Origin of the sequence: Collimonas silvisoli (assembly GCF_018305005.1) — a bacterium.
Taxonomy (GTDB): Bacteria; Pseudomonadota; Gammaproteobacteria; order Burkholderiales; family Burkholderiaceae_D; genus Collimonas; species Collimonas silvisoli.
Genome location: NZ_JAGQEG010000137.1, coordinates 1 through 10,950 on the forward strand (window position 1 = coordinate 1; position 10,950 = coordinate 10,950).

Here is a 10,950-nt window from a genome sequence, read left to right on the forward strand (position 1 = left end):
AAACCGTCGGAAGTAGCGCCGCGCGGCCGGTATTCGCAACCGATCCAGCCCTGGTAACCGAGGCTGTCGATCAGTTCGAACAGATACGGATAATTGATCTCGCCGATATCCGGCTCATGCCGTTCCGGCACGCCGGCAATCTGGATATGGCCGATGCCGGCCTGCGGCCGCACCATGTCGCGCTTGAGCTTGACTGCCAGATCGCCCTCGACGATCTGGCAGTGATACAGGTCGAACTGTACTTGCAGATTTGGGGCGCCGACTTCGGCGCAGATAGCCTGCGCATCGTCTTGCCGATTCAGGAAGAAACCGGGGATGTCGCGGGTATTGATCGGCTCGATCACGATGGTGACGCCGTGCGCTGCGGCTTCAGCAGCGGCGTAGGCCAGGTTCTCCAGGTACACGGCGCGATGGCGGGCGCGATCCTGCTGCGGCTGGATCAGCCCGGCCATGACATGCAATCGGTTATTGCCGAGCACTTGCGCATATTCCAGGCCGGTAGCCACGCTGCGCTTGAACTCATCTTCCCGTCCCGGCAAGGAGGCAATGCCGCGCTCGCCGGCCGCCCAGTCACCCGGAGGCGCATTGAACAGCGCTTGCGTTAAGCCGTTGTCTTGCAATCTTTTCTGCAGTTCAGCAGCGGCGTACTCGTACGGGAACAGAAACTCAACGCCCTTGAAACCGTCCTTGGCTGCAGCCGAAAAACGGTCCAGAAAAGCGTGCTCGTTGTACATCATGGTCAGATTGGCGGCAAAACGTGGCATCACAAAACTCCTGAATTGAAACCCGACGCGGCCGATGTATTCGGCGCGCGCCGGTAAAAACTGCATAAAACACTATCTTAGCGGTTGACCATTTTCGGCGGCGTCTTCAGGATCGCAATCGCGCCGATCACTAACATCCCCGCCAGCATGAACATGCCGGTCTGATTGTTGTGCGTGGTGTCTTTCAACCAGCCGACCAGGAACGGGCTGACGAAACCGGCCAGGTTGCCGACCGAGTTGATCACCGCGATGCCGGCAGCAGCACCGGTGCCGGACAGGAACGCTGTCGGCAGCGACCAGAACAGCGGCGAGCAGGTCAGCACGCCCATGGCCGCCAGCGACAGGAAGGCAATCGCAATCATCGTATTGTCGGCAGCGATGGCGGAGATCACAAAACCTACCGCACCCAGCAAGGCTGGCACGATCAGATGCCAGCGCCGTTCACGCAAGCGGTCGGAGCGGCGGCCGATCAGGATCATGGCGAACACTGCGCAGACGAAGGGAATCGCGCTGATCAGGCCGATCTTGAAATCGCCGACCACGCCGGAGGCCTTGACCAGTGTCGGCAGCCAGAACGTCAGGCCGTACTGGCCCATGACGATGCAGAAGTAGATCAGGCACATGTGCCAGATGCGGATGTCCTTGAACACGCCGGCGGTCGACTTCGGGCTTTGCTTGTCTTTCTGGTCGGCGCGGATTTCCGCCTCCAGGAAATCCTTCTCGGATTCAGTCAGCCACTTGGCTTTGCGGATGCTGTTGTCCATCACGAAGAACACCGCGATGCCGACCAGGATTGCCGGGATCGCTTCGATCATGAACATCCATTGCCAGCCGTGCCAGCCGCTGGAACCGTGGAAAGACTGCATGATCCAGCCCGACAGCGGATTGCCGAAAATGCCGGAGACCGGGATTGCCGCCATGAAAGTGGCGACCACCTTGGCCCGTCGATGCGAGGGGAACCAGTAGGTCAGGTAGAGGATGATGCCCGGATAGAAGCCGGCTTCGGCCAGCCCCAGCAGGAAGCGCAGGACATAGAACTGGGTTGGCGTCTGGACCCAGGCAAAACACGCCGACAATATGCCCCAGGTAATCATGATGCGGGCGATCCACAGCTTGGCGCCGACCCGGTTCATGATCAGGTTGCTGGGCAATTCAAACAGGAAGTAGCCGAGGAAAAATATGCCGGCGCCGAGGCCGAAAATGGTTTCGCTGAAGTTCAGATCCTGCGACATCTGCAATTTGGCAAAGCCGACGTTGACGCGGTCCAGATAGGCCACCACGTAACACAGCATGATGAATGGCACAAAGCGCCAGAATACTTTCTTGTACAGATTTTCGGCCTGTTCGGCCGGCAGGCTGATATTGGCCTGTGTGATTGTTGCTGACATTTTGTCTCCACCCATCTAAAAGTTTTGAAATTAACTGGCCGTTTCTATTATTTGAAACTTACCAACCTGCACCAAATACCCGATACAACTCATCCAAAGCCTCACTGCTCAGCGGCTCCGGCTTATCCTGCGTCATCAGCCACAAACGCGCCGTTTCTTCCAGCTCTTCCAATGCGAACGCTGCTTGCGAAATGCTTTCGTGCCACACCACCGGCCCCAGCCGTTCCAGCAATACGCCGCGCACGCTGGTTGCCAGCAATTTGACTTGCTCCGCCACCTGCGGATCGCCGGGGCGGCAATACGGGATCAGCGGAATCCGCCCGACCTTCATCACCTGATACGGCGTGATCGGCGGCAGCACGGCGCTGTCGTGCCAGACACCGGCCAAGGTCAGCGCCACCAGATTGGTCGAATGGGTATGCACCACCGCTTGCGTCAGCGGATTGTTGTCGTAGACTGCGCGATGCAAGGTCAGTGTCTTTGAAGGTTTGTCGCCGCTGACCCACTTGCCGTTCAGATCGACCTTGGCGATTTGCGCCGGCGCCAGCCGGCCGAGGCAGGCGTCGGTCGGCGTGATCAGCCAGCCGTCATCCAGGCGGGCGCTGATATTGCCAGCCGTGCCCACGGTGTAATTGCGTTGGTACAAGCTAGCGCCGATCTCGCATATTTCTTCGCGCAGCGCCTGTTCCTTGAGTGTGGTGCTGCCGCTTGATGGATTTTTGGGCGTGCTCATAGACGTGTCTCGCCCAGCCGATTTTCGCCCAACTGAAGCAGCGCCTTTTCAAAGAAATCGATGCTGCCGAAGTTGCCGGATTTTAGCGCCAGCGCCAACGGTGTCGCGCCAATCGACGCCGTCGCCGGCACGCCCGGATCGATCTGCGCGCCGATGCGCAAGGCATGCACGCCAAGCGCCTTGACCACGGCGCCGGATGTTTCGCCGCCGGCAATCACGAAACGTCGCACACCGCGCGCCAGCAAGGCGGCGGCGATGTCCGCCAGCGCTTGCTCGATCAGCAAACCGGCGCGTTCGACGCCGAGTTTTGCCTGCACCTGTTTCACTTGTTCCGGTGTGGTGGTGGCGTAGATCAGTACCGGTTGCTTATCCTTATCCAGATGCTGCTGCGCGAAGGCCAGCGCCTGCGCCACAACCGGCTCGCCGCCAGCCAGCGCCAGCGGATCGATGCGGAATGCCGGGCGTTTCTCTTTCCATGCGTCTACCTGGGCGTTGGTGGCTTTCGATGCGCTGCCGGCCAGGACTACCGACAAGCCGTCGACCGCAGGCAGTTCACTCGCCTTGGCGCCTTGCTGCGGATTGAGCAAACCGGCGCGCACGAAATTACCGGGCAGTCCCAGTGCAACGCCGGAACCGCCGGTGACCAGCGGCAAGTCGGCGCAGGCAGCGCCGATGGCGTATAGATCCTGGTTTTCCAAGGCGTCGACAATCGCCATCCGCACACCTTGCTGACGCAGCGTATCGATGCCGGCGCGGATCTTGTCTACCCCTTGGGAAACCGCCGGATAGCCGATCAATCCGACTTTGGACGGCGTTTGCTGTTGCAGCACGCGCACCAGATTAGGATCGGTCATCGGCGTCAAGGGATGATTTTGCATGCCCGATTCGCTCAGCAACTGATCCTGGATAAACAGATGGCCGCGATACAAGGTGCGGCCGGTTTCCGGAAACACCGGGCAAGCGATGGTGAAGTCGCTGCCCAGCGCCTGCAGCAGCGCATCGGTGACAGGACCGATATTGCCCTGCGGCGTCGAGTCGAAAGTGGAACAGTATTTAAAAAAGAACTGGCGGCAGCCTTGCTGCTGCAGCCAGTTCAACGCCGCCAGAGATGCGGCGACAGCTTCTGCGGCAGGCACCGTGCGCGATTTGAGCGCCACCACGATGGCGTCCACCGCTTGCGGTGCGCTGTCCGGCACGCCGATGGTTTGCACGGTGCGCATGCCTTCGCGCACCAGCATGTTGGCGAGATCGGTGGCGCCGGTAAAGTCATCTGCGATGCAACCAAGCAGTGGCTTGGTCGCTGCGTTCTGTTGTGTCGACATCGTTTACTCCTGCGCTGTCGGTAGCTTGGTTGGTAAATTAATTCCAGGGAAAATCTTGATCACGGCGGCGTCGTCTTCGGCGCCGTGGCCGGCGGTGGAGGCCATCATGAACATCTGGTGCGCGGCAGCCGATAGCGGCAGCGGGAATTTGCTGGCGCGTGCGGTATCCAGCACCAGGCCCAGATCCTTGACGAAAATATCGACCGCAGACAGCGGCGTGTAATCGGCCTTCAAGATATGCGGCACGCGATTTTCAAACATCCATGAATTACCGGCGCTATTGGTAATCACCTCGTACAAGGCATCGGCATCGACGCCTTCACGCATGCCCAAGGCCATCGCTTCCGCCGCGGCAGCGATATGCACGCCAGCCAGCAACTGATTGATGATTTTTACCTTGGAACCTACGCCGTGCGCTTCACCGAGCCGGTATACCTTGCCGGCGATCGCCGCCAGCACCGCTTCGCCCTTGGCGTAAGCGGCGGCCGGGCCGGAAGTCATCATGGTCATTTCGCCGGAAGCTGCGCGCGCGGCGCCGCCCGACAGCGGGGCATCGAGGAACAGCAATTGCAGTGCAGCCAGCCGCTCACCAAGCTTGACCGCATATTCCGGCGCCACGGTAGCGCTGGCAATCACCAGGCTGCCGGGTCGCATGGCGGCTGCAGCGCCTTGCTCGCCGAACAGCACCTGCTCGGTTTGCGCGGCGTTGACTACCACCGTGATCACCACCTCGCATTGCGCGCCGAGTTCGGCCGGATTGCTACAGACGATGCCGCCTTCGCTGGCAAACTGCTGTAATACTTCCGGGCGGACATCGCACGCATGCGTGCGTAAGCTGGCGCGTAACAAAGAACGGGCAACACCCAAGCCCATGGCCCCAAGGCCGATTACACCTACGTTGATAGTCATTGCTGAACCTGATTAGCGAGTTAAGGATTAACGAGTTTTCGGAGTGCTCTTGGTTTTCTGAGCGGTCTTGGCGTCGGCAGCGCCTTGCGACATGCGGCGCGCCGCATTGAACATATGGTTTTGCGCCGCATTGCGTGCCGCCAGCGCGTCGCCGGCCGCAATCGCGGCGGCGATCGCAGCGTGTTCTTCATAAACTTGGCGCATGAAGTCGTCGCGCCTGGCTTCGTTGCTGCGGGTGACGGCGGTGGCGGCTTCCAGGTATTGGCTGAGGAAGGCCAGCGTTTGCAGCAGGAAAGGGTTGCCGGTGGCTTCGGCGATGCTGCGATGGAACATGACATCGGCCAGCACGCCGTCACCGCCGGCGTCGACATCGGCGGCGATGCCTTTCAGCGCGGTTTCTATGGCTTTCAGCTGACGCGGCGTGCGGCGGGTGGCGGCCAGCGCCGCGACTTCGGCATCGATGGCGCGCCGCAGTTCAACGATCTGCAGCACCGCATCGGCCGACGAGGCCTGATCGAACTGGATCCGCAACGGCCGCACGTGGCCCAGTTCGCTGACATAGACGCCGCTGCCCTGGCGCGGCTCGACCGCACCTTCATTCTTCAAACGGGAAATCGCTTCGCGCACCACTGTGCGGCTGACGCCGAATTGCTCGGACAGGGCCGGTTCGGTGGGCAATTTTGCGCCCGGGCCAAACTCGCCGGTTTCTATCTTTTTCAGCAATTCCTGGGCGACGGTATCGCTCAAGGAAGTCCGATTGGCATTCAGTTTATTGAACATTTTGTCTCTTCCAACGGCATATTTTTATCGTAATGTGACCATATCATCATACGAATTATTGGAAAAATCAAGATTTGTTTCAGAGACGGTTTGCTTCCTCCGTAACTTTTATTGTCAGAAATACGATTCTTGCCTTGGGTCAATGGATGCCGCGACCTTGATGACTAAGATGGCGTGACGTGACGTCAACCTGAGAGGAGGAGGCGAGTGCTGGATGTCACATTCCAGTAGAATCCTGTCCTTGTAGAAACATCTCCATGCCACGCCATCAGGATCGATATTCGATGAAAAAAATCACACGCGCTCACCTGGTTTCATCTGCTATGTTGCTGTCCATATGGAGCGCATCGGCCTCGGCGCAAATCCGGATCGGCGTGGATATCGCCGTCACCGGACCGGCCGCCGCGATTGGCGCGCCGACCAAAAACGCCATCCTGTTATGGCCGAAAGTGATTGCCGGGCAGAAGGTCGAATACATCATCCTCGACGACGCCTCCGATCCGACCAACGCGGTGCGCAATGCGCGCAAACTGATCAGCGAAGAAAAAGTCGATCTGATCGTCGGCCCGAATACCACCCCGGCGGCATTGGCCATGCTGGACGTAGTGGCCGAAGCGGAAACGCCGATGGTGGCGCTGGCGGCCTCGGCCTCTATCGTCGAGCCGCAGGACGCCAAACGCGCCTGGGTCTTCAAGCTGCCGCAAAACGATTCCCACATGACAACCATCCTGACCCAGCACATGGCCGACAACGGCGTCAAGACTGTGGCTTTCATCGGCTTTGCCGACGCCTACGGCGACAGCTGGTGGCGCGAGTTCTCGCGGCTGGCCGAACTCAGGAAAATCAAGATCGTCGCCAGCGAACGTTACAACCGCAACGACACCAGCGTCACCGGGCAGATCCTCAAGATCATGTCGGCGCGGCCGGATGCGGTGTTGATCGCCGCCTCGGCGACGCCGGCGGTACTGCCGCAAAAGACCTTGGTCGAGCGCGGCTACCAGGGCCGCATTTACCAGACGCACGGCATCGCCACGGCGGATTTCCTGAAAGTAGGCGGCAAGGATGTCGAAGGCACTTTTTTTCCGACCGGGCCGGCGGTGGTGGCCAAGCAATTGCCGGCCTCGAATCCGGTCAAGAAAACGGCGCTGGATTTCACTCGTCTCTATGAGGCCGCTTACGGCGTCGACACCATGACGCAATTCGCCGCCGACGCCTGGGGCGCTTATATGCTGATCGCCAACGCGGTGCCGCAAGCGTTAAAGTCCGGCCAGCCTGGCAGCAAACAATTCCGTGCAGCGCTGCGTAGTGCTTTGGAAAACACCCATGACCTGACTATCCCGCAGGGAGTGGTCAACATGAATCCCAAGGATCACGTGGGGCTGGACCAGCGCTCGCGCGTGATGGGCCGGATCGTGAACAATAGATTTACCTACGCTTACGGCGGCTAAGCGAAAAAATAGAAAGCGAAACAAGATGAGTCTGCTTGGATTGTGGTTGCGCGGTTTTGTCCCGGGACCGGTGATGGTCAACGCCACCGAGCGCATGCGCGCCTGTAGCGGCGCCTTGCTGGGAATCTTGTTGACCGGGCTGGTGAGCCACTGGGCGCTGGGTTCGACGGCGGCGCTGCCGTTGCTGATCGCACCGATGGGCGCTTCTGCTGTGTTGTTGTTCGGGGTGCCGGCCAGTCCCCTGGCGCAGCCCTGGTCTATCGTCGGCGGCAATCTGGTTGCGGCGCTGATTGGCGTCAGCTGCGCGCGCTGGATTCCCGATCCGGTGTTTGCCCCGGCAGTAGCCGTGTCCGCCGCGATCGGCGCCATGTTTGTCTTGCGCTGCCTGCATCCGCCCAGCGGGGCGGTGGCGCTGACGGCTGTGCTGGGCGGTCCGGCGGTGACCAGCCAGGGTTTTCATTTCGTGTTGACGCCGGTATTGCTGAATTCTTTTTTGCTGTTGCTGGTGGCGCTGCTGTTCAATAATGCTACCCGCCGCCGCTACCCGCATGTGGCGCACGCCGACGCCGGTAAATCGCATCAGACCAAAGACCGGCCCAGCGGCAGGCGCGTCGGTTTCACGCAGGAAGATCTGGATTATGTATTGCACCAATACAATCAAGTGCTGGACGTCAGCCGCGACGATCTGGAAAACCTGATTCTGCAAACCGAGTTGCATGCCTACCAACGCCGCTTCGGCGCGATTACCTGTGCCGACATCATGTCGCGCGATGTCGTCAGCGTCGAGTACGGCACTTCGCTGGAAGAGGCCTGGGGGCTGTTGCTAAAGCATAAGATCAAGGCTTTGCCGGTCATCAATTCTGCGAAGCGCCTGATCGGCATCATCACCCAGACCGATTTCATGCGGCAGGTGAATTTACAGGTGTACACCGGTTTCGACCAGAAACTGAAACAGTTCATCCGGCGCACCACCAACACCCATTCCGACAAGCCGGAAGTGGTGGGCCAGATCATGACCAGCGCCGTCCAGAGCGCCGTGGCCGACGCCCATATCGTCGAACTGGTGCAGCCCTTGTCCGATTCCGGCATACACCACATCCCGATTGTCGATGACCAGCGGCGCCTGGTCGGCATGGTGACGCAGTCCGACATGGTGGCGGCTTTGTATCGCGGAAACGCGAATTTAACCACACACTAACGTCTTTCCGGCATGCAGCAATTGCTGCAAACCGGCGCGGGCCGTACAATGGCGGGGTTTTGGTGCACGCGGACATGTCCATGTCCGCAGTTAAACGGGAAACACGACGTCAGGCGCTCGACAAGAACGCCGGCCAACGTGTGCTGCCCCCGCAACGGTAAAACAAGCGTCGCCGGTCGTAATTCATTGCTGGATTCCTGCTGATCGACAGAACGCATCTACTACCACTGTGCTTGGCATGGGAAGGTTATGCGCTCCGACTTGTTAGCCCGGATACCGGCCAAAGCAGGTGGGGTAAAGAATAGACAGCCGGCAGGCGTTTATTCGCTACTACCGTTAACCGGGCTTGCGGGGAGGCAGGCTGGGGACTCTTATCGTAATCAACCATGACATCATCTTTATCAAGCCGCTGCGGCGCGACCTTGAAGCCGCTCGCGCTGGCTTCAGCCCTTCTTTCTGCCGCCACGGTTTCGGCGCAAACCACTCCGGACCAGCCGCCGGTGGTCGTCACCGCTGCCCGGGTCGCGCAGCCGCAAACCGACGCCTTGCCGCACACTACCGTCATCAGCGCCGAAGACATCCGCAATTCGCAAGCGCCGGATCTGCCGGCTTTGCTGGAACGCCAGGCAGGTTTGCAGATTACCCGCGTCGGCGGCCCCGGCCAGCAGGCGTCCTTGTTCATGCGCGGCGCCAATTCCTCGGAAGCGCTGATCATGATTGACGGCGTGCCGATCCGGCGCCAGGCTTCGTTCGGTTTGCCGGCGCTTGAAAATATCTTGCCGGATCAGATCGATCACATCGAGATCGTGCGCGGCAACGTCTCGGCGATTTACGGTTCCGGAGCGATCGGCGGCGTGGTGCAGATCTTCACCAAGCGCGGCGATGGCGCGCCGAAGTTCAACGCATCGGTTGAAGCCGGCTCGCGCGGGACTTACGAGGGTAACGTCGGTGTCAACGGCAAGAGCGGCGATACCCGTTATGCGCTGTCGCTGACGCGCTTCAAGACCAACGGCTTCTCGGCGCAGAATCCCTTGCAGAACCCGAACGTCAATCCAGACCGCAATGGCGATGGCAATACCAGCGTCTCGGGCTCGGTATCGCAGGAATGGCGCGCCGGCAACGAAGTCGGCGTGCGGGTTTATGCCAACGATTCAAAATATACCTACGACGACGCCTTTGGCACGCCGACCGACCAGAACAACGGCCACTCGAAGAGCCAGTCGCTGGCGCTGTTCAGCAAGAATCGCTTTACCCAGGACTGGACCTCGACCCTGACCTTCTCGCAAAACATCAACCGCGACAATTTTGACGGCCAGAGTATTTTCGGCAATAGCAGCAGTGCCTACAAGAGCACGCAAAACCTGCTGCAATGGGCGAACGAATTGCGTTTGTCGCCGCTGTGGACGGCCACCGCCGGTGTCGACGCCGGCCGCGAAAAGGCGGACGTCAGTTCGAACAGCAGCTTTGGCAATTCCAGCAACAGCTTTTCGCGCTCGACCTCCAGCGTGTATGCCGGAGCGCTCGGCAAGATCGGTCCGCATCAGTTGCAAGTGAATCTGCGGCATGACAATGTCGGCGGTTCCGGCTCCGACAATACCGGCTACCTGGGTTACGGCTTTGCCTTGACCGACAGCGTCAAGCTGATCGCCAATGCGTCGACCGCATTCAATGCGCCGACGCCGGTGCAGTTGTTCGAGCCGATTTATGGCAACCGCAATCTCAAGGCGGAACGCTCGAAGTCGTACGAAATAGGCGCGCAATACGCCGCCGGTGCAACCATCTTGCGCGCTACGCTGTTCGATACCCGCACCCGCGACCAGTTCGGCTTCGATCCGCTGACCTTCCAAACCATCAATATTGCGCGTGCCAAGAACCAGGGGCTGGAATTGAGCGCCAGCACCGTTCTGGCGGCAATCGACTGGCGCGCCAGCCTGACCTTGCAAGATCCGAAGAATGAGAGCAGCAATAAAGTCCTGGCGCGACGCGCCAAGACCTTGGGCTCTCTGGGAGCGGCAAAGAGCTTCGGCGCCTGGCGTATCGGCACCGATGTGCAATACACCGACAGCCGTACCGATATTCCCGGCAATCCAACACTGGCTCCCTATTGGCTGACTAACGTCAATGCGCGCTATCAGTTGAACAAGGAAGTGTCTTTGTTCGGCCGTATCGATAATCTGTTCAACCGCGATTACCAGACTGCTTATGGCTACAATCAGCCATCACGCGGTATGTTTGTTGGTGTAAATTGGCAGCAGTAACTCTACAAGCCTACTGCGCGGCTCAATCTCTGGTCTGCGATGCTCGTTGTACGTCCGTACAGCTGCGCTTCTCTACCAGACCTTGAGCCGCTCGCTACGACTTGTAGCGCTACTGCAAATCAACGATTCAACTAACCAAACAACGATCGA

At 59.6% G+C, this 10,950-nt stretch carries 9 protein-coding genes and 1 riboswitch; of the genes, 3 read left to right on the forward strand and 6 right to left on the reverse strand.

What is annotated here, in order from left to right; genetic code table 11:
* The 6 genes from otnI to KHU33_RS24170 all read right to left on the reverse strand — a co-directional run.
* The coding region (gene otnI, locus KHU33_RS24145; RefSeq protein WP_211467738.1) for a 2-oxo-tetronate isomerase at window positions 1–764 on the reverse strand (764 nt) is incomplete at its 3' end.
* Window positions 765–841: 77 nt separating this feature from the next.
* A complete protein-coding gene (locus KHU33_RS24150; RefSeq protein ID WP_211467740.1) occupies window positions 842–2,152 on the reverse strand; it encodes an MFS transporter in 1,311 nt (436 codons plus the stop codon).
* A gap of 58 nt (window positions 2,153–2,210) precedes the next feature.
* Window positions 2,211–2,885, reverse strand: coding sequence for a 3-oxo-tetronate 4-phosphate decarboxylase (gene otnC, locus KHU33_RS24155; RefSeq protein ID WP_211467742.1), 675 nt, complete (start codon window positions 2,883–2,885; stop codon window positions 2,211–2,213).
* Window positions 2,882–4,207, reverse strand: a complete 1,326-nt coding sequence (gene otnK, locus KHU33_RS24160; RefSeq protein ID WP_211467744.1) for a 3-oxo-tetronate kinase — start codon at window positions 4,205–4,207, stop codon at window positions 2,882–2,884. The genes otnC and otnK overlap by 4 nt, the downstream gene beginning before the upstream one ends.
* A 3-nt stretch (window positions 4,208–4,210) precedes the next feature.
* The gene (gene ltnD, locus KHU33_RS24165) at window positions 4,211–5,116 is read right to left on the reverse strand and encodes an L-threonate dehydrogenase (protein ID WP_211467746.1); all 906 of its coding nucleotides are present in this window, start codon (window positions 5,114–5,116) and stop codon (window positions 4,211–4,213) included.
* A 27-nt stretch (window positions 5,117–5,143) separates the two neighbouring features.
* Complete coding sequence (locus KHU33_RS24170; RefSeq protein ID WP_211467748.1) at window positions 5,144–5,896, reverse strand: FadR/GntR family transcriptional regulator; 753 nt, start codon at window positions 5,894–5,896, stop codon at window positions 5,144–5,146.
* Window positions 5,897–6,180: 284 nt separating this feature from the next.
* On the opposite strand from KHU33_RS24170, the gene KHU33_RS24175 reads away from it, so the two are divergent.
* The 3 genes from KHU33_RS24175 (at window position 6,181) to KHU33_RS24185 (ending at window position 10,800) form a co-directional block, all read left to right on the forward strand.
* Window positions 6,181–7,344, forward strand: coding sequence for an ABC transporter substrate-binding protein (locus KHU33_RS24175; RefSeq protein WP_211467750.1), 1,164 nt, complete (start codon window positions 6,181–6,183; stop codon window positions 7,342–7,344).
* A 25-nt stretch (window positions 7,345–7,369) separates the two neighbouring features.
* Entirely contained in the window at window positions 7,370–8,542 is a 1,173-nt protein-coding gene (locus KHU33_RS24180; RefSeq protein ID WP_211467752.1) for an HPP family protein, read from the forward strand.
* 43 nt (window positions 8,543–8,585) lie between these two features.
* A riboswitch (cobalamin riboswitch) is annotated at window positions 8,586–8,841 on the forward strand.
* Window positions 8,842–8,928: 87 nt separating this feature from the next.
* Window positions 8,929–10,800 carry a TonB-dependent receptor plug domain-containing protein gene (locus KHU33_RS24185; RefSeq protein WP_211467754.1) on the forward strand — a complete coding sequence of 624 codons (1,872 nt, stop codon included), beginning with the start codon at window positions 8,929–8,931 and terminating at the stop codon, window positions 10,798–10,800.
* Window positions 10,801–10,950: the final 150 nt, after the last annotated feature.